We start from the raw sequence: 17,575 nt of genomic DNA, 5'->3' as shown, positions 1-17,575 counted from the left end.
GTACCGATCGGTACAATCTCCTCCGGCAATCATTCCGGAGAAATCTCATGTCGCGTCCGCCGCTGCCGCCCTTCACCCGCGAAACCGCAGCCCAAAAGGCGCGCATGGCCGAAGACGCCTGGAATTCGCGCGATCCGGTCCGGGTATCGCTGGCCTATACCGAGGACAGCCGCTGGCGTAACCGCGCCGAATTCTTTGAAGGCCGCGAGGCGATCGTCGAATTCCTCACCCGCAAATGGGCGAAGGAGCATGATTACCGGCTGATCAAGGATCTCTGGGCGTTCGATCAGAACCGCATCGCGGTGCGCTTCCAGTACGAATGGCACGACGGTGCCGGGCAGTGGCATCGCTCCTACGGCAACGAGCAGTGGGAGTTCGACGAACACGGCCTGATGCGGCGGCGCGAGGCCAGCATCAACGATATCGCCATCAAGGAAAGCGAGCGGCGCTTCCATTGGCCGGCGCCGGGTCCGCGCCCGGCGGATGTCGCGGGGCTAAGCGAGAATCCGCTATGATCAGATGCTGAAAAGAGGCCTCGAACGTGGAGAGGTACTGCGCGCGCTCGGCGAGGTGTTTCGCGCGCATGGCTACGAGGGCGCCTCGCTGACGCTGATCACGGAGGCCACAGGCCTCGGCAAGGGCAGCCTCTATCATCTGTTCCCCGGCGGCAAGGAGCAGATGGCCGCCGAGGTGCTGGCCGAGATCGACGGCTGGTTCGAACGCCATATCTTCGCGCCCTTGCGCACCGCCGACGATCCCGCACGCGCCATCGCTGCGATGATCGCTGGCGTCGATCAATATTTCCACTCGGGCGATCGCGTCTGCCTGGTCGGCATGGTGGCGCTCGGCTCGGCGCGCGACAGTTTTGCCGAGGCGGTCGATGGCTATTTCGCGCGCTGGCAAACGGCGCTGGCGTCGCTGTTGCGGCGATCCGGGCTCACGACCAGCCAGGCGCAGCGGCGCGCCGAGGATGCGCTCCTCACCATTCAAGGCGCGCTGGTGCTGTCGCGGGCGCGGGGCGACGCCAAAATATTTCGTCGCGCGTTGAGCGATTTGACGGCGCGGTTGCTGGCGCCGCCGGCGTGACGGCAGAACGAGGTCGTCCCCGCGAACGCAGGGACCATACGCCGCGGCCTTTCGAGTTGTTCGCGGTGAGAGACGATGCCCTCACTGACCCCGGTGGTTATGGGTCCCCGCGTTCGCGGGGACGACGTATTGAGAGACTGCGCCCTACGCCGCTGCCTTATGCCGCGCCAGCTCGGCCTTGTAGAGTTCGAACTCCTCGGCGACCGCTTTCGCAATGCTCGGGCGGGCGCGCAGCCGCTCGTAATAGGCTTTCACCGCCGGCCACTTCGCCAGTTCGATCGGCGGCGTCGCCATCGTCCAGTTGATGATGGTGACAAGATAGGCATCCGCGGCGCTGAAGTGATCGAGCAGGAATTCGCGGCCCTTCAGGTAGTTCTCGAGATAGTCGAGCCGCGACAGATTCTTGTTCAGCGCATAAGTCTTTGCGTCCTGCGGCGCCGTCTTGTCGAGCAGCGGCACGAACAGCGCCTTGTGCAGTTCGGTGCCGATGAAGCACAGCCATTGATGCAGGCGGCTGCGCTCCTCAGCGGAATTGGCCGAGATGCCGGCGCCCGGAAAACGGTCGGCGACATATTGCAGGATCGCGCCGTTCTCCGTCAGCACGGTCCCATCGTCAGTGCGCAGTGTCGGCACCAGCCCGAGCGGGTTGACGGTGCGAAAATCCGAGCCGTCCTTCTGCACCACCTTGGTCTTGGGATCGACTTCGAGATAGTTGGCCTCAGCGCCGGCTTCGTACAGCGCGATCCGGGTCGCCAGCGAGCAGGCGAGCGGCGAGAAATACAGGTCCATGATTTGCCTCCTTGGCGGTTGATCAATCGGCCGGCGTTCAAGGCGGGCAGGATTGATTTTTATACTGTTCCGCATAATATAGATCCGGTCAAGGAATTCTTTGCGAAATGGTACAAAAAAGCAAGAAGCCTCCGGTCCCCCGGATTGACGCTCCCGTCCAGCCCAAGCGGCGGGGCCGCCCGCGCGCCTATGAGCCGGGCGTGGCGCTAGGCAAGGCGCTCGACCTGTTTCGGAAGGACGGTTTTGCGGCCACCTCGCTCGACGGTCTCTCCGCTGCCACCGGCATGAACCGGCCGAGCCTCTATGGCGCGTTCGGCGACAAGCGCGAACTCTTCATCAAGAGCTACCGGCGCTATCGCGACGACGCGCGGGTCGCGATGGGGGACATCTTCCGGAACGAACTGCCGATCCGAAAACGCCTCGAACGCATCTATGCGGTGGCGCTCGATATTTATCTGTCCGGCGAATCCGGTCCGCGCGGCTGCTTCACGGTGATGACCGCAGCCTCCGAGGCGGTGCATGACCCCGATATCCGCGCGATGGTGCTGGAAGGTTTTGCCGAGCTCGACAAGGCATTTGCCACCTGTTTCCGGCTCGCCCAGGAAAAGGGCGAGCTACCGGTGAGCGCCGACGCGACCGTGCTGGCGCAACTTGCCTCCGCCACCATTCACACCATCGCCATCCGCGCCCGCGCCCAGGTGCCGCGCAAGGAATTGGAGGCGATTGTGAACGGTGCGATCGACGTGATGTGCGGGGCGGCGAAATAGCTTTTCCGTCGCCCCTGCGGACGCAGGGGCCCATAACCACCGCTCGAAGTCGTTGAAGCAAAGCTGTCCCCCCGCGTGCCCCTTACGCCGGCCGCGGCGTATGGGTCCCTGCGTTCGCAGGGACGACGATAGGGCGTCAATATCCCCGCTTACGATCCACCACATTCTCCAGCGCGCCACCGGCTTCGAAGCACGCGATCTGCTGCGCGACATATTTCGATATCTCGTCGGGATCGGTATCGGCGGCATTGTGCGGGGTCAGCACTACCTTCGGATGGGTCCAGAACCGGCTGTCGGCGGGCAGTGGCTCAGTGGCGTAGACGTCGAGCGAGGCGCCGCCGAGCGTACCGTCATCGAGGCATTGCAGGATGTCGGCCTCGTTCTGCAGGCCGCCGCGGCCGGCATTGATCACGACCGGCGCGCCGAGCGGGCTCGTGCGATTCAGTTTTTCAAATAGCGCGCGGTTGAGAATGTGCCGCGTCTCCGGCGTCAGCGGCAGGAGGCACACCAGAATGTCGGTCCGCCGCAGGAATGCCTCGAGCTGCGCTTCGCCGTGAAAGCATTCAATGCCCTCGATCGTTCGCGGGCTGCGGCTCCAGCCTGCGACAGGAAAGCCCAGCCGCCGCAGCACGTCGGCCGCGTCAGCACCGAGCGTGCCGAGCCCCATGATTCCGACCGAAATCGCGCCCGCAGCCCATTGCGATTTCGGCGCCCAGCGTTTTTCGCGCTGCGACTCGCGCAAGTACGGCTCCTGCCGGTGGTGCATTAGGACATGCAGCACGACATATTCGGTCATCCGCGCGGTGAGATCGCCGACTGCGACGCGCACCAGCGGCACCTCGGGCAATGAGCGGTCGGCCATCAGCGCGTCCACGCCCGCGCCGAGATTGAAGATGACGCGCAGGTTGGGGAAGGCGGCGAGCTCGCCCGGATGCGGCTTCCACACCGCCGCGTAATGCACAGCAGCCGGATCGAACGACGTGTTCGGCAACAGCAGCACGGACCGCCCAGCGCAAACCTCGTCGAACCGCTCCTTCCAGCGCTGCGGCGACCAGTTGTCGGTCCCGCCATGCACCAGCAGCGCAAGCGCACCCTTCGTCATTGCCATTCCTTTCGCGTCGCCAACCCGGCGTGACCCGCCTCACATCGCGGACCGAGGTGTTTCTCTAGCCTCCTTTCATCCGACAGGGGAGACCTTGCATCGTCAATCGGGGTCGAGGCCGCCAGATGAAAATGCTCAGGTGCATCGTTCTCATTCTCGGTGTGTGCAGCCTTTGTTCCAAGGCGGCCATTCACGCCTACAGGCATTTCAATCCACCGCCGCCGCCGATTGTCGGTCCCTGACGGCAGGCAGGGCGTTTTTAAAATTTCTTCGACGCGCCTGTCGGCTCCGGGCATAATCGTTCGTCATCAAGACAACGGAGATGCTTGAGCCTCATGCTGTACGCCATTCTTTGCTATCACGATGAAGACACCGTCGGTTCCTGGACCAAGGAACAGGACGCCGCGGTCATGAAGAAATTGTCCGTTGTGCAGGACAAATTGACCAAACAGGGCCGGCTTGGTCCGGTGGCGCGGCTGTTGCCGACGACGGCAGCGACCACGCTGCGCAAGGACGATCCGCCGCTGGTGCTGGACGGCCCCTATGCCGAAACCAAGGAACAGTTGCTTGGCTTCTATCTCGTCGACTGCAAGGACCTCGACGAGGCCCTCGGCGTCGCCCGCGAGCTCGGCGCGGCCAATCCCGGCGGCGCTTACGAGATCCGCCCCGTTGGCCACTTCACGGCGGGGAGCGTGCAGCCATGACCGATACCGCCTGGATCGATGCCGCACTGACTTCGGCGCGCCCCCAGGCGGTCGGCGCGTTGCTGCGCTATTTCCGTAACCTCGATACCGCCGAGGAAGCCTTTCAGAACGCCTGCCTGCGCGCGCTGAAGAGCTGGCCGCAAAACGGCCCGCCGCGCGATCCGGCGGCGTGGCTGATCATGGTCGGCCGCAATGTCGCGATCGACGATATCAGGCGCGGCAAGAAGCAGACGGCGCTGCCCGAGGACGAGGCGATCTCCGACCTCGACGACGCCGAGGAGGAGCTTGCCGAGCGGCTCGACGGCTCGCATTACCGGGACGATATCTTGCGGCTGTTGTTCATCTGCTGCCATCCGGACTTGCCGGCGACGCAGCAGATCGCGCTCGCGCTGCGCATCGTTTCGGGCCTCTCCGTCAAACAGATCGCGCGCGCCTTCCTGGTCTCGGAAGCCGCGATGGAGCAGCGCATCACGCGGGCGAAGGCGCGGGTGGCGGACGCTAAAGTGCCGTTCGAAACGCCGGGCGCAGCGGAGCGCTCCGAGCGCCTCGCCTCCGTCGCCGCCATGATCTATCTGATTTTCAACGAGGGCTACTCGGCCTCCGGCGACACCGCCGAGATTCGCAAGCCCCTGTGCGAGGAAGCGATCCGGCTGGCGCGGCTGCTGCTGCGGTTGTTCCAGAGCGAGCCTGAGATCATGGGGCTGACCGCGCTGTTGCTGCTGCAGCATGCGCGCTCTGATGCGCGGTTCGATGCCGATGGCGCGGTGATCCTGCTCGACGACCAGGACCGTTCGAAATGGAATAAGGCTCTGATCGCCGAGGGGCTGGCCTTGATCGACAAGGCGATGCGCCATCGCCGCAGCGGGCCCTATCAGGTCCAGGCCGCGATCGCGGCGCTGCATGCCCGCGCCGAGAAGCCCGAGGATACCGACTGGACCCAGATCGACCTGCTCTATGGCGCGCTGGAGATCATGCAGCCGTCGCCGGTGGTGACCTTGAACCGCGCGGTCGCGGTGTCCAAGGTGAAAGGGCCGGAAGCCGCGCTCGACATGATCGAGCCGTTAGCGGCGCGGCTGTCGAATTATTTTCATTTCTTCGGCGTGCGCGGCGCCTTCCTGATGCAACTCGGCCGCAACGACGAGGCCCGCGTGGCCTTCGACCGAGCCATTGCGCTCGCCAACACCTCGGCCGAAGCCGCCCACATCCGCATGCACCTCGACCGCCTGCAGCGCGACAGCCAGCCCCGCGGCAAGAAGGCGGGGAAGTAGGTTCTTCCCTTCTCCCACAAGTGGAGAAGGGAAGCTGTCGCAAAAAACTTCATCCGACCTGTCGGTTTCCACCTCCCTCATTCGTCTTGAATCCGAGCAGCCATTCAAGACAACGGGGACCGATCATGACCGTCATCGCCGAGACCGCGCCTGTCGCAAACCCGGCGCGCTGGATGGGCCGCCTTCTCTCCGGCCTCGTCATCCTGTTCCTGATGATCGACGGCGCCATCAAGCTGGTGCCGTGGCCGGTCGTCACGGAAACGATGGATCGGATGGGTTACGGTTCGAGTGACGCGTTGATGCGCGGCCTCGGCGCCATCACTATCGTCTGCACCGTGCTCTACGCCATTCCGCCGACCTCGATCTTAGGGGCGATCCTGCTCACCGGCTATCTCGGCGGCGCGATCGCTTCGCATGTGCGGATCGATAGCCCCCTGCTTACGCACACGCTGTTCGGGCTCTACCTCGGCCTGATGTTGTGGGGCGGGCTGTGGCTGCGCGACAAGAACCTCCGCAGCGTGATCCCCCTTCGCCGCTGATTAGTTTCAACCGGTCATTCACGGAGCCCGACATGCTGGAAGTCATTGCCGTCGTCGCCGTCATATTGGCGATTGTCGTCGCCATCGTGCTCATTCTCGCCGCGACCAAGCCGAATACGTTACGGGTACAGCGCGCGATCAGCATCAAGGCGCCGGCGGAAAGGATATTTCCGCTGATCTCCGACTTCCAGCAGTGGCGGAGCTGGTCGCCCTACGAGGAGAAGGACCCGGCGATGAAGCGCACCTATAGCGGTGCGGAGCGCGGCAAGGGTGCCGTCTATGCCTGGGACGGCGACAAGAATGTCGGTTCCGGCCGCATGGAAATTCTCGAGGCCGCGGCGCCCCAGAAAATCGTCATCAAGCTCGATTTCTTCAAGCCGTTCGAAGGCCACAACACTGCCGAGTTCACAATGCTGCCGCAGGGCGATGGCACCCATGTCACATGGTTGATGCATGGTCCGGCGAACTTCATGTCCAGGCTGATCCAGGTGTTCATGAACCTGGATCGCATGATCGGTAGGGATTTCGAAGCCGGTCTCGCCAATCTGAAAACGCTCACCGAGAAATGAGTGTGACGACACTGTCACGACACTATCGTGTCCCGGACGCGGCGCAGCACGCCAGTGATGCGGCGGCAGAGCCGGGACCCAGCGATGGACCCCGGATCAGCAGCGCATCACTTCGTGCTGCGCAGCATCCGGGGAACGCCGCAACTGCCTAGGCAAACCCAAGGAGGCCCACATGCAGGTCAATCCCTATCTGTTCTACAACGGTAATTGCGAAGAGGCGCTGAACCATTATCAGAAGGTATTGGGCGCCCAGATCGAAGCGAAGATGCCGTATGGCGAGGGGCCCGCCGACATGCCGGTGCCGGCGGACTGGAAAACCAAGATCATGCATGCCCGCATCACCATTGACGGCGAAGTGCTGATGGCCTCCGACGCGACACCCGGCGATTACCATCAGCCGCAGGGCATGTCGGTTGCGCTGGCGGTCGAAGATCCCGCCGACGCCGAACGCCGCTTCAATGCGCTCGCTGAAGGCGGCACGATCAGGATGCCGTTCGGCAAGACCTTCTTCTCCAACGGTTTCGGCATGTGCGTCGACAGGTTCGGCATTCCCTGGATGGTGAACTGTCCGAAGGAAGATATGTAGATTCGTTGGCGCCGTACGGTGGGCAAAGCCACCGGGTCGCGCGAATGCGCGCCCAGCGACGAGCGCAAGGGCGCTCGCGGAGTGATGACAGGCTCCGCGTGCCCACCCTGCGCCACAAGGAAGATGGTGGGCACGGCGCAAGAGCGCCTTTGCCCACCCTACAAATCATCTGCACCTTGGATAGATCGCCGCCAGGTCACGTCCGCGCAGCAGCAACAGCCGCGACGTCAGGCCGCCGCGGCTTCTGATCCAGTCCCGCACCGGCGCTGGATAAGCTGCCTGCACGGCGCGCGAGGCTTCCGGCTCGGCATAGATCCGGCCGTGACCGTCGATCGAGCGCGCGGCGTGGAATCCGAGCACCGCGCGGCGGGTTACGCAGATGCGCTCGGCCGGCACCGTCATCAGCACCAGCGTGCAGGCCGACAGGCATGGCCCGTCGATCACCACCCGCTCGCCGGATTCGCGCACGCGATCGAACAGTTCGAGAAACGGCCCGACCTGTCCGCCGGGACTGGCGAGAATGCGAATCTCGGCCCGCACCGGCATGATTGCCGCCAACAGCGCGGCGGCGACAACGATGAGCTTGATGACCGCCATTCCCATGTGCAGCTCCTCCGTCAGCACTGCCCCCGGCCAGTTACGCTGGGACATGTGGCAAGGTTTGGTCAAGCGTCCGCGTCGGAGACCCTCGCCTCGGTGAAGGTTGCCCATCCCGGCATGGCAGGCGAGTGCGCCAGCAGGATCCATGGCAGCAACGCGATGGTGTCCACCATAGCGTCACGAGACAACACGGAACCGCCTTCAGCTCTACCGCCTTACGGTCACCGAGAAGCGCGGCGCTGCTCTATCGAAGCTGCTCTATCGAAATTGCCGCGCAGCCCAGCGGAACGAACAGTGCAGCCCTTCGTTGTGGACCGCATGGATCATTTTTTCCTCAGCATTATCTGTGCGGGCGTTTTATTGCTCGTGACGGCGTTCGCACTGGGAACGCCAAGTATGCGAGCGGATGTTCCACTGGAAAGGACAGTGTTGCTGCATCGCGGCGCGCTGAACAATGACTTGCCTCCTCGATCCAGCAATGACGGGCCGGCAGCCAAGGTCATTCGTACTGGGCTCTGATCCGCACTCCAAGCAACACAGCCACGGAGGACCTACCCGTTCCGCCGCTGGCCGCGCAGCGTCGGCAGACCGATGCCGGCAGCATCAAAACCGCCATCGACGGCGAGGATCTGCCCGGTGATGTAGCTTGCGCGATCGCTGCACAGGAAGAAGATCGCTTCCGCCAGTTCCTCCTCGAGGCCATAGCGGTTGAGCGGAATGGCGTCGTGATAATCGGCGCGGATTTCCGGCGTGTGGACCTGTTTTGCCATCGCGGTCTCGACCGGGCCAGGCGCTACCCCGTTGACGCGAATGCCGAGTGAAGCGAGTTCCACCGCTAGCTGCTTTGTCAGATGCGCGAGCCCCGCCTTGCTGGTGCCGTAGGCCGAGCGCAGCGTGGAGGCGCGCACCGCCGAGATCGACGTGACGTTGACGATCGCGCCGCCGCCATGTTCGCGCATCAATGGCGCCGCCGCCTTGGTGCACAGGAACGGACCGGTGAGGTTGACCTGCAGGATGCGGTTCCAGTCGTCACCCGAGGTGTCGAGCAGCGGCGCGAACACCGCGATCCCGGCATTGTTGACCAGCGCGTCGAGCCGGCCGAAGCGTTCGCTCACCGCGGCCACGGCGTTCGCCACCGCCTTGCCGTCGGAGACGTCGCAATGCAGCGCCAGCGTATTGTCGGGATCGGCGAGGCCGGCGACCGCGCCGCGCAACCGTTCGCCTTCGATGTCGAGGAGTGCCACCTGCCAGCCCTCGGCGAGAAAGCGTTTCGCCGTCGCAAGCCCGATGCCGCGCGCGGCGCCGGTGACGAGAGCAACTTTCTGCGGGGAAGGGGGCATGGGCGGGTCCGTTTGCGAGAGAGAAGAGTTCCCGCTCCTATAACCCAGGCCCCGTCGCATGTCCCGGCGACAATCATGCAGATTTCAGCGCTGCCCGGTGGAGCCGCGGCATAGCAAATCCGGTACGGGCGGCTGTCCCGTACCTGACGCATTCGATGATGGTATCTAACCGCCCGCGCGCTGCGCGATCGCCTTCGCTTCCGCGGCGGCGCGCTGCATGTTGGCCGACATCTCGCCGGTCACCGTGCTCTGCTCCTCGACCGCGGCCGCGGTGGCGGTGACATATTCGCTGACGCCCTGGATCGCACTCTTGATGCTGTCAAGCGCGCCAACGACGTCGCCGGAGATGCCGTTGAGATTGCTGATCTCCTGGCCGATCTTGTCGGTCGCCTGCTTGGCCTGGGTGGCGAGGTTCTTAACCTCGGAAGCCACCACGGCAAAGCCGCGTCCGGCCTCGCCGGCGCGCGCCGATTCGATCGTCGCATTGAGCGCCAAGAGGTTGATCTGGCCGGTGATGTTGCCGATCAGCTCCACGATGCCGCTCATCGCCTGCGCCGCTTCGTTCAGCCGCTGCGCCTGGGCGTCGGCCGCCTCGACCCGCCCGACCGCGGTCGCCGCCGTCTCGCGCGACTTGGTCATGGCTTCGGAGATTTCCCGGACCGAAGCGTTCAGTTCCTCGGCGCCTGCCGCCACCGATTCCATCATGCCACGCACGCGCTCATTGCCCATCCGGACTAGCGCTTGCGCGGTGGTGTCGGTGGCGTATTTCACCACCTTGAACGGCTTGCCGTTGAGGTCGACGATCGGATTGTAGGATGCCTGGATCCAGACCTCCTTGCCGTGCTTGCCGATCCGCTTGTATTCGGCCGCCTGATATTCCCCGCGGTTGAGCGCCGCCCAGAATTCACGATAGGCCGCGCTGTCGCGCTCCGTCTGTTCGACGAACATGCTGTGGTGCCGGCCGCGGATCTCGTCCAGCGCGTAACCGACTGCCTTCAGGAAGTTCTGGTTGGCGCCGATGATGGTGCCGTCCATCTTGAACTCGATCACGGCCTGCGACTTGCCGATGGCGGCAATCTGGCCGGCGAGATCGGCGGTCGAAAGTTTCTGGCTGGAGATATCGGTGGCGAATTTCACCACCCGGAACGGCCTGCCCTTCTCGTCGAGCACGGGGTTGTAGGAGGCGAGAATCCAGACTTCCTTCCCGCCCTTGCCGATCCGCTTGTACTCGGCCTGTTGGCTTTCGCCGCGGTTGAGGCTCGCCCAGAACTGCCGGTAGGCGGCGCTGTCGCGCTCCGACGGAGCGACGAATATGCCGTGATGCTTGCCCTGGATTTCGGCGAGCGTATAGCCCATCGCTTTCAGGAAGTTGTCATTGGCGGTGACGACGGTGCCGTCCATCTCGAACGCAATGACCGCCTGCGTACGGTTGATCGCGGCGACCTGGCCGGTATCCTCCATGCTTTTGAGCTTGCGGGCGGTGATGTCGGTCGCGAACTTCACGACCTTGCAAGGTTTGCCGCTACCGTCGAGCACGGGGTTGTAGGTCGCCTGGATCCAGATTTCCCTGCCGCCCTTGCCGATCCGCCTGTATTCGGCGGCCTGGTATTCGCCGCGCTTGAGCGCCGTCCAGAAGTCGCGATACGCTGCGCTGTCGCGCTGCGATGGATCGACGAACATGCTGTGATGCTTGCCCTTGATCTCGCCGAGCGAGTAGCCGAGGGCTTTGAGGAAATTGTTGTTGGCGGCGAGAATCGTGCCGTCCATGCCGAACTCGATAACGGCCTGCGAGCGGCCGAGAGCGTCGGCAAGCGCTTTGTCTGTCGAGGAGCTCTTGAGAAATTGAAACACCGTAGGCCTCATTGCATGGGTAAATGACGAGGCTGCTGGTTAATGCCGCCGAGCCCCCCTTGTCCGAGCCACGTTTGATCAAAATGAAAAAAGAATGCGTTAACGATATTCTCCGTAAGATGACGGATAGCATCGCGACGTAATGCTGATCTTAAGGATGTCCCCGCGCGCGACGCCCGCCGGACGAGCATGCAGCAGCGGACTCGGGGGCTATCTTCCGTTCACGACGCTTTCGTACGCCGCCTGCAGTCGCTCACCGACCGAAGGACCGCTACGCCTGCGCCGCTTTGCGCCGAGATGGTTCTCGCGCAGCTCATCCATGAATTCGGCCCACATTTTCGGTCCGCCCTCGCTGAGCAGCCGCGCGCGGATGCCGAGCTCCTCGGTGACCGGTAGATATTTGTAACCCCAGGCCGCCATCTGCGCGAGAACAGGCAAGAGCTCGATGCCTTGCTCCGTCAGCGAATAGATTCCCTTCTGCTTGTGCGTGGGATCGTCCTCGCGGGTGATGATGCCCTGCTCGAGCAGGGTCTTCAGCCGGTCGGCGAGGATGTTGGAGGAGATGCCTTCCTCCGATTTGGTCAGCAGCTCGCGAAAATGCCGCCGGTTGCCGAACATCATGTCCCGGATGATCAGAAGGCTCCATTTGTCGCCGAGCACTTCCAGCGAAAGATTGATCGGGCAGCCGGAGCGCTGGGCATCGGTCATGGTCGTCTCCAGGGCGGGCGCCGAGGCGCCCTAAAAAACTGCTTGCAATATTGCACCAGTTCGATCATCCTGCAACCGGTTGCAATTCGCAATCGGTTTAGGGAGAAATCGCAATGGCGAAATTGATCATGTGGAACCTGATGACGCTGGATGGCTTCGTTGAAGGCCCCAACCGCGACATTTCTTGGCATTCCGACGTCTGGGGCGAGGAGCTGGAGCAATTGTCGATCGAGCAGATGAACGCCGCCGGCGGATTGCTGTTTGGCCGCGTCACCTATGAGCTGATGGCGGGCCACTGGCCGAGCGCGACCGGCGAGGTCGCCGACATCATGAATGCCGCGCCGAAATACGTCTTCTCGCGCATGGTGAAGACATCCGATTGGAACAACACGCAGATGTTCAGCGCCGATGTGCCGGAGACCGTCGCGCGGCTGAAGCGCGACAGCGCCAAGGACATTTTTCTGTTCGGCAGCGCCGATCTCGCCAGCAGCCTGATCCCGCACGGGCTGATCGACGAGTTTCGTATTGCGGTAAGCCCTGTCATCCTTGGCGGAGGCGCGCCACTGTTCAAGCCGGGCGAAAAGCGCAAGCTGAAGCTGCTCGACAGCCGGCCGTTGTCGACCGGCATCGTGATCCTGCGCTACGTGCCGGCGCCATAAATGTCGGCGTCACCAGACGCAGATCGTCTTGCAAACGGCAAACCGGAGTTTCCATGTCGCTAACGCTGCACTTCCACCCGCTGGCCTCGTTCTGCTGGAAGGCGCTGATCGCGCTCTACGAGAACGACATTCCGTTCCGGCCGAATCTCGTCGATCTCGGCAATCCGGCCGAGCGCGCCGCGCTGCTGAAGCTGTGGGGCATCGGCAAGTTCCCGGTGCTGCGCGACGATGCACGGGATCAGACCGTGCCGGAATCCAGCATCATCGTCGAACATCTCGATTCATACTATCGCGGCCGCGTCCGGCTTATTCCCGAGGATCCCGCCCGTGCCTTGCAGACCCGGCTGCGCGACCGGTTCTACGATCTCTATGTGCATCTGCCGATGCAGAAGATCGTAACGGACCGGTTGCGGCCCGAGGGCAAGCGGGATCCGTACGGCATCGAGGAGGCGCGGGCGCAGTTGCGCACTTCCTACGCCATGATCGAGCAGCAGATGGAAAACGGCGGCTGGGCGATAGGCGAGGAGTTCAGCCTCGCCGATTGCGCGGCAGTGCCGTCATTGTTCTACGGCAACATGGCGATGCCGTTCGGTGAGGCGCAGAAAAACCTCAGCGCCTATCTCGAGCGGCTGAAGGCGCGTCCCTCCGTCGCGCGCGTGTTGAAGGAAGCCGAACCGTATTTCCAGATGGTACCCAAAGAGCCCTAAAGGAGCGCTGAATGGCCGAAGCAAACAAGGCGGAGACGATCCGCAAGATCTTCGCAGCTTATCTGTCCAACGATCGCCAATTCGTCGAGAATGCCTTCAGCGAGGATTTCCGCTTCACCAGTCCGTTCGATGACAACATCGATAAAGCGACCTATTTCGCGCGCTGCTGGCAGTCCAGCGACTGGATCGAACGGCACGAGCTGGAGCGGATTCTCGTCGACGGCGATCAGGCCTTTGTGACCTACCGCTGCACGGCCAAGGACGGAAAGAGCTTTCGCAATACCGAGTTCCTTGTCTTCGATGGCGACAAGGTGAAGCGCATCGACGTCTATTTCGGCGCGAACTACCAGGATGGCAAGTTCGTCAGGCAGCCGGGTTAGCGGCACACTTTGCTTCGTTCTCGGACGCGACGTGGCGCGAAGGACCGGGGCCCACTACGTCTCACAGCGATGGGCCCCGTTCTACGGCGCATCGAGCTTTAGGTAGCTTGCTGCACCGCGCCCGGGGCTCGAATAGCGCCAAAATAATTTCCATTGACATGTCGGCGGCGTAAAAGCCCGCTCGTCTTGTTGACGAAGCCGATGCGGCAAGTGGTCGGCCCAAGAAGATCAACACGGAGAACGACGATGCGATTCATGGTGATTGTGAAGGCGAACAAGGATTCGGAAGCCGGCGTGATGCCGACTACGGAACAACTGGCGGCGATGGGAAAATTCAACGAGGAGTTGGTCAAGGCGGGCATGATGGAAGCGGGCGAAGGCCTGCACCCGACCTCGAATGGCGCGCGGATCAAGTATGCAGGCGGGCGGGGCAGTGCCAGTCGCGGTCCGTTCCCGCTCTCGGGTGATCTCGTCGCCGGCTTCTGGCTGATCAACGCCAAATCGCTCGATGAAGCGATCGACTGGATGAAGCGCGCGCCGTTCAGCGATGGCGACGAGGTCGAAATCCGCCAGGTGTTTTCTGCGGAAGATTTTGGCGAAGCCCTCACGCCCGAGCTGCGCGAGCAGGAAGAGCGGCTGCGGGCGCAGACCGCGAAGAAGTGACGGCAACTGAACAACACGGAGCCCGCCATGCGATTCATGATGCTAATGATCCCCTTGGGCTATGAGACCGCGCCGCCGGACGTCCAGCTCGATCCCGAGCGCGTCAAGGCGATGATGAAATACAACGAGGCGCTGAAGGAGGCCGGCGTGCTGATCGCGCTCGACGGGCTGCATCCGCCCTCGATGGGCGCGCGGGTTTCCTTCGCCACCGGCAAGCCCATCGTGACCGACGGTCCCTTCACAGAGGCCAAGGAAGTGCTCGGCGGCTACTGGATGATCAACGTGAAGTCGCGCGAAGAGGCGATCGAGTGGGCGAAGAAGTGCCCGGCGTCCGAAAACGAGATCATCGAAATCCGCCAGGTGCAGGAGATCGGCGACTTCTCGGAGGAAGTGCAGCAAGCCGCCAAGGGCTTCGACGAGCTGCAGAAGGGAAATGCGCATAAGGCGCGGTGAACCGGGAGGCGCTGTAACTTGGCTCCGCCCGACGTCAAGTCGACGGCCTATCGCAATCAGTCAAACCGCAAGGGAGGAAAACCTCATGAGCACCAACGATACGTTCCTCGCAGTCTTCCTCGGCAGCAAGACCAGTACGAAAATGGCGGCCTGGAATGCGTTGCCCGAGGCTGCGCGGCGCGCCAAGGAGCAGCAGGGAATCGCGGCGTGGAAGGCTTGGGTCGAAAAGCACCAGGCGGCGCTCGTCGCCATGGGCGGCCCGCTCGGCAAGACCAAGAAGGTCGATTCAGACGGTATTGCCGACATCGCAAACGAGATGGGCGCCTTCACGGTGGTGCGCGCCGGCTCGCATGAGGACGCCGCAAAGATGTTCGAGAACCACCCGCACTTTACGATCTTTCCCGGCGAGCGCGTGGAGATCATGCCGGTCCTTCCGATCCCGGGCGGTTAGGCCGGGGCGGCTGGAATCGTCGGAATTTGCGCCGCCCGCACGCCGTTAATCTTGATGAACACCAGTTAACGGCCTCAAATTAAGTGACCTTTACGGCCACCTCATGTAAAAGCCTTTAACATGAGTTGGCAAAAGGACCGCCGCGGCGAGCGTGGCTACCATCACGGCAATCTGAAAGAGGCATTGCTGCAGGCGGCGCTCGACCTGATTTCGCAAAAGGGCCCGGCCGGCTTCACCTTTGCGGACGCCGCACGCATGGCCGGCGTCAGTCCGGCCGCGCCCTATCGCCACTTTCGCGACCGCGATGAATTGCTGTCCTCGATCGCGCAGCGCGGCTTCGAGCAGTTTGAGGCGCTGCTGACGCAGGCCTGGGACGACGGCCGCCCGGACACGGTCACGGCGTTCGAACGGGTCGGCAAGGCCTATCTTGCCTTCGCCCGCAACGAGCCAGCGTTCTATTCGGCGATGTTCGAATCCGGGGTGCCTGTCGATTCGAGCCCGACATTGATGGCTGCCAGCGAGCGCGCGTTCGCGATCATTCGCGCCGCCGCCGAGCGGCTCGCCGCCCTGGCGCCGCCCGGCATGCCGCGGCCTCCCGCGATGATGATGGCGCTGCATATCTGGTCGATGTCGCACGGCATAGCCTCGCTGTTCGGCCGCGGCGACGCCGCGCGCCGCAAATTGCCGATGTCGCCGGAAGAGCTGTTGGAAGCGGAAGTGCTGATTTATCTGCGCGGCCTCGGCTTCCCAACCGACCGCCGGACTACCGACCAGAAGCCGCCAGGGCCGCCGCCGGTGCCGCCCTCTAGCAACGGACCTTCGGGTCCTTGGGGCAAGCCCAAATAGCCGGCGATTTGATGAGCTCCATCTGAGGAACTCGCGCTGATCTTCCCTGTTGCATGTCTCTAACAGGATGATGCGGCGATGATAACGGCAGGCGCGAATTCACTTGGCGTGACCGAAAAACGATCTTTCCCTGTAGCAGCGGGCATTTTCTTCGGCCTGGGCCTTGGAGGCTTTTTTGATGGAATCGTTCTGCACCAGTTGCTGCAATGGCACCACATGCTGAGCAACTGGTACCCGGTAAATAACATCGAGAACCTCGAACTTAACACCCGATGGGACGGCATCTTTCATAGCGCCACTTATGTCTTCGTGCTGATCGGACTATTTCTCTTGTGGCGCGCCGCTCATCGCGCGCACCTCTATTGGTCAACCAAGCTACTCGTCGGCACGATGCTGCTCGGTTTTGGCATCTTCAACACAGTTGAAGGCGTCGTGGATCATCACGTGCTTGGCATTCACCACGTCAACGAGACGGTGGCGCGCGAGCATTGGCCGATATGGGATATCGGATTCACCATCTGGGGCATCGCCATGATCGCGATCGGGTGGCTGATCATGAGGGCGGGGAGATGGGGGAAGCCATCATGAGTCGGCTCCCGCCAGCGTTGATGTACCCGATCTTTGGTTTGGGTCTCGCAGTGGCCACGCTGCCGATCTGGCGCTTCTGGCTGTTTGGGTTCAGTCCGCCTCTCGATGAATTGCTGCGCCTTCGGTGTCTGGCGTTTTGACTTCGCTGCCTTCCCACGCTGATCAAATAATTTTTGCGGGCTGCGGCCAGCCGCCCGCTTGACAAAAACGCGGGATGGTTTAGGTATGTAAATGTTATTTACATTCACAACGGCGTGATTGCCGTCATGGAGAGGGAAATGGCCTACACCGCAGATGTCAATCGATGGCGCGGTCAGACGGAACAGACCTATCGACCGCATATGCTTGAGAGCCCCTGGCACCCCGGCTGGATCGTGGTGACTATCCTCGGCTTCATCATCTGGTGGCCGATCGGGCTTGCCCTTCTCCTTTTCACACTAGGGAGCAGAAAAATGGGTTGCTGGAGCAACGGAGACCGCTGGCAGAACAAGATGGAGCGGATGCAGTACAAGATGGACCGGATGCGCGACCGCATGGAGCGTCGCGGCTTTGGCGGCTTCGGATTCGGCCCGCCGTCCAGCGGCAACCGCGCCTTCGACGAGTACCGCATGGAAACCCTGCGCCGGCTCGAGGAAGAGCAGGTCGAGTTCAAGAACTTCCTCGAGCGTCTGCGCCAGGCCAAGGACAAGGAAGAGTTCGACGCCTTCATGGCGCAGCACCGCCAGCGTCCGACTCCGCCGAACGACCAGCCGCAGCAGGGCTGATCGTCAACGGTGAGTGGAGTTCAGCCGCAGGCGTGATGCCCCCATGGCGCCCGACGGCGGTATAGCCGCCCATCTGCGACCCGCAGGTGGGCGGTTTGTTTTGTGCGCCCAGCATGAGCGTACTCTTGTGGGTGCAAGTCCCACCGCGAGTTGAT

The 17,575-nt window shown here is 62.8% G+C and carries 24 protein-coding genes; 18 read left to right on the top strand and 6 right to left on the bottom strand.

Annotated features, from left to right (window positions below; genetic code table 11):
• Nucleotides 1–47: 47 nt before the first annotated feature.
• Nucleotides 48–515, top strand: a complete 468-nt coding sequence (locus tag KJQ96_RS12305) for a nuclear transport factor 2 family protein (RefSeq protein ID WP_213286876.1) — start codon at nucleotides 48–50, stop codon at nucleotides 513–515.
• Between the two features lie 4 nt (nucleotides 516–519).
• Nucleotides 520–1,086: a TetR/AcrR family transcriptional regulator gene (locus KJQ96_RS12300; protein WP_213286875.1), complete on the top strand. Its 567-nt coding sequence runs from the start codon at nucleotides 520–522 to the stop codon at nucleotides 1,084–1,086.
• A gap of 144 nt (nucleotides 1,087–1,230) precedes the next feature.
• On the opposite strand, the gene KJQ96_RS12295 is transcribed toward KJQ96_RS12300, so the two are convergent.
• Complete coding sequence (locus tag KJQ96_RS12295; protein WP_213286874.1) at nucleotides 1,231–1,875, bottom strand: glutathione binding-like protein; 645 nt, start codon at nucleotides 1,873–1,875, stop codon at nucleotides 1,231–1,233.
• Nucleotides 1,876–1,982: 107 nt separating this feature from the next.
• Here KJQ96_RS12295 and KJQ96_RS12290 point away from each other — a divergent pair, with 107 nt between their 5' ends.
• Nucleotides 1,983–2,642, top strand: coding sequence for a TetR/AcrR family transcriptional regulator (locus KJQ96_RS12290; RefSeq protein ID WP_213286873.1), 660 nt, complete (start codon nucleotides 1,983–1,985; stop codon nucleotides 2,640–2,642).
• A gap of 136 nt (nucleotides 2,643–2,778) precedes the next feature.
• Here the strand turns inward: KJQ96_RS12290 and KJQ96_RS12285 are convergent, their stop codons facing one another.
• Nucleotides 2,779–3,744 carry a glyoxylate/hydroxypyruvate reductase A gene (locus tag KJQ96_RS12285; RefSeq protein ID WP_213286872.1) on the bottom strand — a complete coding sequence of 322 codons (966 nt, stop codon included), beginning with the start codon at nucleotides 3,742–3,744 and terminating at the stop codon, nucleotides 2,779–2,781.
• 335 nt (nucleotides 3,745–4,079) lie between these two features.
• Here KJQ96_RS12285 and KJQ96_RS12280 point away from each other — a divergent pair, with 335 nt between their 5' ends.
• The 5 genes from KJQ96_RS12280 to KJQ96_RS12260 all read left to right on the top strand — a co-directional run bounded on the left by KJQ96_RS12280 (nucleotide 4,080) and on the right by KJQ96_RS12260 (nucleotide 7,410).
• A complete protein-coding gene (locus KJQ96_RS12280; protein ID WP_213287123.1) occupies nucleotides 4,080–4,448 on the top strand; it encodes a YciI family protein in 369 nt (122 codons plus the stop codon).
• Nucleotides 4,445–5,716, top strand: a complete 1,272-nt coding sequence (locus KJQ96_RS12275) for an RNA polymerase sigma factor (protein ID WP_213286871.1) — start codon at nucleotides 4,445–4,447, stop codon at nucleotides 5,714–5,716. The genes KJQ96_RS12280 and KJQ96_RS12275 overlap by 4 nt, the downstream gene beginning before the upstream one ends.
• 125 nt (nucleotides 5,717–5,841) lie before the next feature.
• The gene (locus KJQ96_RS12270; RefSeq protein ID WP_213286870.1) at nucleotides 5,842–6,255 is read left to right on the top strand and encodes a DoxX family protein; all 414 of its coding nucleotides are present in this window, start codon (nucleotides 5,842–5,844) and stop codon (nucleotides 6,253–6,255) included.
• Nucleotides 6,256–6,287: 32 nt separating this feature from the next.
• On the top strand, nucleotides 6,288–6,824 hold the full coding sequence (locus KJQ96_RS12265) for an SRPBCC family protein (protein WP_213286869.1): 537 nt from the start codon (nucleotides 6,288–6,290) through the stop codon (nucleotides 6,822–6,824).
• A 172-nt stretch (nucleotides 6,825–6,996) separates the two neighbouring features.
• A complete protein-coding gene (locus KJQ96_RS12260) occupies nucleotides 6,997–7,410 on the top strand; it encodes a VOC family protein (RefSeq protein ID WP_028349206.1) in 414 nt (137 codons plus the stop codon).
• 165 nt (nucleotides 7,411–7,575) lie between these two features.
• On the opposite strand, the gene KJQ96_RS12255 is transcribed toward KJQ96_RS12260, so the two are convergent.
• A complete protein-coding gene (locus KJQ96_RS12255) occupies nucleotides 7,576–8,013 on the bottom strand; it encodes a hypothetical protein (protein ID WP_213286868.1) in 438 nt (145 codons plus the stop codon).
• Nucleotides 8,014–8,106: 93 nt separating this feature from the next.
• Here KJQ96_RS12255 and KJQ96_RS12250 point away from each other — a divergent pair, with 93 nt between their 5' ends.
• Nucleotides 8,107–8,529 carry a hypothetical protein gene (locus tag KJQ96_RS12250; protein WP_213286867.1) on the top strand — a complete coding sequence of 141 codons (423 nt, stop codon included), beginning with the start codon at nucleotides 8,107–8,109 and terminating at the stop codon, nucleotides 8,527–8,529.
• A 32-nt stretch (nucleotides 8,530–8,561) separates the two neighbouring features.
• Here the strand turns inward: KJQ96_RS12250 and KJQ96_RS12245 are convergent, their stop codons facing one another.
• The 3 genes from KJQ96_RS12245 to KJQ96_RS12235 all read right to left on the bottom strand — a co-directional run bounded on the left by KJQ96_RS12245 (nucleotide 8,562) and on the right by KJQ96_RS12235 (nucleotide 11,909).
• Entirely contained in the window at nucleotides 8,562–9,350 is a 789-nt protein-coding gene (locus tag KJQ96_RS12245) for an SDR family NAD(P)-dependent oxidoreductase (protein ID WP_213286866.1), read from the bottom strand.
• A 165-nt stretch (nucleotides 9,351–9,515) separates the two neighbouring features.
• Nucleotides 9,516–11,201: a PAS domain-containing methyl-accepting chemotaxis protein gene (locus KJQ96_RS12240; RefSeq protein WP_309142404.1), complete on the bottom strand. Its 1,686-nt coding sequence runs from the start codon at nucleotides 11,199–11,201 to the stop codon at nucleotides 9,516–9,518.
• Between the two features lie 210 nt (nucleotides 11,202–11,411).
• On the bottom strand, nucleotides 11,412–11,909 hold the full coding sequence (locus KJQ96_RS12235; protein WP_213286864.1) for a helix-turn-helix domain-containing protein: 498 nt from the start codon (nucleotides 11,907–11,909) through the stop codon (nucleotides 11,412–11,414).
• Between the two features lie 113 nt (nucleotides 11,910–12,022).
• Here KJQ96_RS12235 and KJQ96_RS12230 point away from each other — a divergent pair, with 113 nt between their 5' ends.
• The 9 genes from KJQ96_RS12230 to KJQ96_RS12190 all read left to right on the top strand — a co-directional run bounded on the left by KJQ96_RS12230 (nucleotide 12,023) and on the right by KJQ96_RS12190 (nucleotide 17,420).
• Entirely contained in the window at nucleotides 12,023–12,568 is a 546-nt protein-coding gene (locus tag KJQ96_RS12230) for a dihydrofolate reductase family protein (protein WP_213286863.1), read from the top strand.
• Nucleotides 12,569–12,621: 53 nt separating this feature from the next.
• Complete coding sequence (locus KJQ96_RS12225; RefSeq protein ID WP_213286862.1) at nucleotides 12,622–13,275, top strand: glutathione S-transferase family protein; 654 nt, start codon at nucleotides 12,622–12,624, stop codon at nucleotides 13,273–13,275.
• Nucleotides 13,276–13,286: 11 nt separating this feature from the next.
• Complete coding sequence (locus KJQ96_RS12220) at nucleotides 13,287–13,655, top strand: nuclear transport factor 2 family protein (protein WP_213286861.1); 369 nt, start codon at nucleotides 13,287–13,289, stop codon at nucleotides 13,653–13,655.
• A gap of 246 nt (nucleotides 13,656–13,901) precedes the next feature.
• A complete protein-coding gene (locus tag KJQ96_RS12215; RefSeq protein ID WP_213286860.1) occupies nucleotides 13,902–14,318 on the top strand; it encodes a YciI family protein in 417 nt (138 codons plus the stop codon).
• 27 nt (nucleotides 14,319–14,345) lie between these two features.
• Nucleotides 14,346–14,771, top strand: coding sequence for a YciI family protein (locus KJQ96_RS12210; RefSeq protein WP_213286859.1), 426 nt, complete (start codon nucleotides 14,346–14,348; stop codon nucleotides 14,769–14,771).
• A gap of 85 nt (nucleotides 14,772–14,856) precedes the next feature.
• Complete coding sequence (locus KJQ96_RS12205) at nucleotides 14,857–15,222, top strand: hypothetical protein (protein ID WP_213286858.1); 366 nt, start codon at nucleotides 14,857–14,859, stop codon at nucleotides 15,220–15,222.
• Nucleotides 15,223–15,342: 120 nt separating this feature from the next.
• Entirely contained in the window at nucleotides 15,343–16,068 is a 726-nt protein-coding gene (locus KJQ96_RS12200; RefSeq protein ID WP_213286857.1) for a TetR/AcrR family transcriptional regulator, read from the top strand.
• 78 nt (nucleotides 16,069–16,146) lie between these two features.
• The gene (locus tag KJQ96_RS12195) at nucleotides 16,147–16,656 is read left to right on the top strand and encodes a DUF2243 domain-containing protein (RefSeq protein ID WP_213286856.1); all 510 of its coding nucleotides are present in this window, start codon (nucleotides 16,147–16,149) and stop codon (nucleotides 16,654–16,656) included.
• A gap of 278 nt (nucleotides 16,657–16,934) precedes the next feature.
• Nucleotides 16,935–17,420 carry a DUF2852 domain-containing protein gene (locus tag KJQ96_RS12190; protein ID WP_213287122.1) on the top strand — a complete coding sequence of 162 codons (486 nt, stop codon included), beginning with the start codon at nucleotides 16,935–16,937 and terminating at the stop codon, nucleotides 17,418–17,420.
• Nucleotides 17,421–17,575: the final 155 nt, after the last annotated feature.

The sequence above is a fragment of the Bradyrhizobium sp. sGM-13 genome, from assembly GCF_018398875.1.
In the GTDB taxonomy this organism is placed as follows: domain Bacteria; phylum Pseudomonadota; class Alphaproteobacteria; order Rhizobiales; family Xanthobacteraceae; genus Bradyrhizobium.
Note: the sequence above shows the minus strand (reverse complement) of the source record. Positions and strands in the feature narration are given on the sequence as shown.

Coding starts and splice junctions, on each gene's coding strand:
- KJQ96_RS12205 (WP_213286858.1), top strand. CDS start 14,857: ATGAGCACCAACGATACGTTCCTCGCAGTCTTCCTCGGCAGCAAGACC.
- KJQ96_RS12190 (WP_213287122.1), top strand. CDS start 16,935: ATGGCCTACACCGCAGATGTCAATCGATGGCGCGGTCAGACGGAACAG.
- KJQ96_RS12275 (WP_213286871.1), top strand. CDS start 4,445: ATGACCGATACCGCCTGGATCGATGCCGCACTGACTTCGGCGCGCCCC.
- KJQ96_RS12220 (WP_213286861.1), top strand. CDS start 13,287: ATGGCCGAAGCAAACAAGGCGGAGACGATCCGCAAGATCTTCGCAGCT.
- KJQ96_RS12265 (WP_213286869.1), top strand. CDS start 6,288: ATGCTGGAAGTCATTGCCGTCGTCGCCGTCATATTGGCGATTGTCGTC.
- KJQ96_RS12295 (WP_213286874.1), bottom strand. CDS start 1,875: ATGGACCTGTATTTCTCGCCGCTCGCCTGCTCGCTGGCGACCCGGATC.
- KJQ96_RS12255 (WP_213286868.1), bottom strand. CDS start 8,013: ATGGGAATGGCGGTCATCAAGCTCATCGTTGTCGCCGCCGCGCTGTTG.
- KJQ96_RS12230 (WP_213286863.1), top strand. CDS start 12,023: ATGGCGAAATTGATCATGTGGAACCTGATGACGCTGGATGGCTTCGTT.
- KJQ96_RS12200 (WP_213286857.1), top strand. CDS start 15,343: ATGAGTTGGCAAAAGGACCGCCGCGGCGAGCGTGGCTACCATCACGGC.
- KJQ96_RS12235 (WP_213286864.1), bottom strand. CDS start 11,909: ATGACCGATGCCCAGCGCTCCGGCTGCCCGATCAATCTTTCGCTGGAA.
- KJQ96_RS12280 (WP_213287123.1), top strand. CDS start 4,080: ATGCTGTACGCCATTCTTTGCTATCACGATGAAGACACCGTCGGTTCC.
- KJQ96_RS12195 (WP_213286856.1), top strand. CDS start 16,147: ATGATAACGGCAGGCGCGAATTCACTTGGCGTGACCGAAAAACGATCT.
- KJQ96_RS12225 (WP_213286862.1), top strand. CDS start 12,622: ATGTCGCTAACGCTGCACTTCCACCCGCTGGCCTCGTTCTGCTGGAAG.
- KJQ96_RS12245 (WP_213286866.1), bottom strand. CDS start 9,350: ATGCCCCCTTCCCCGCAGAAAGTTGCTCTCGTCACCGGCGCCGCGCGC.
- KJQ96_RS12305 (WP_213286876.1), top strand. CDS start 48: ATGTCGCGTCCGCCGCTGCCGCCCTTCACCCGCGAAACCGCAGCCCAA.
- KJQ96_RS12210 (WP_213286859.1), top strand. CDS start 14,346: ATGCGATTCATGATGCTAATGATCCCCTTGGGCTATGAGACCGCGCCG.
- KJQ96_RS12270 (WP_213286870.1), top strand. CDS start 5,842: ATGACCGTCATCGCCGAGACCGCGCCTGTCGCAAACCCGGCGCGCTGG.
- KJQ96_RS12260 (WP_028349206.1), top strand. CDS start 6,997: ATGCAGGTCAATCCCTATCTGTTCTACAACGGTAATTGCGAAGAGGCG.
- KJQ96_RS12290 (WP_213286873.1), top strand. CDS start 1,983: ATGGTACAAAAAAGCAAGAAGCCTCCGGTCCCCCGGATTGACGCTCCC.
- KJQ96_RS12285 (WP_213286872.1), bottom strand. CDS start 3,744: ATGACGAAGGGTGCGCTTGCGCTGCTGGTGCATGGCGGGACCGACAAC.
- KJQ96_RS12215 (WP_213286860.1), top strand. CDS start 13,902: ATGCGATTCATGGTGATTGTGAAGGCGAACAAGGATTCGGAAGCCGGC.
- KJQ96_RS12300 (WP_213286875.1), top strand. CDS start 520: ATGCTGAAAAGAGGCCTCGAACGTGGAGAGGTACTGCGCGCGCTCGGC.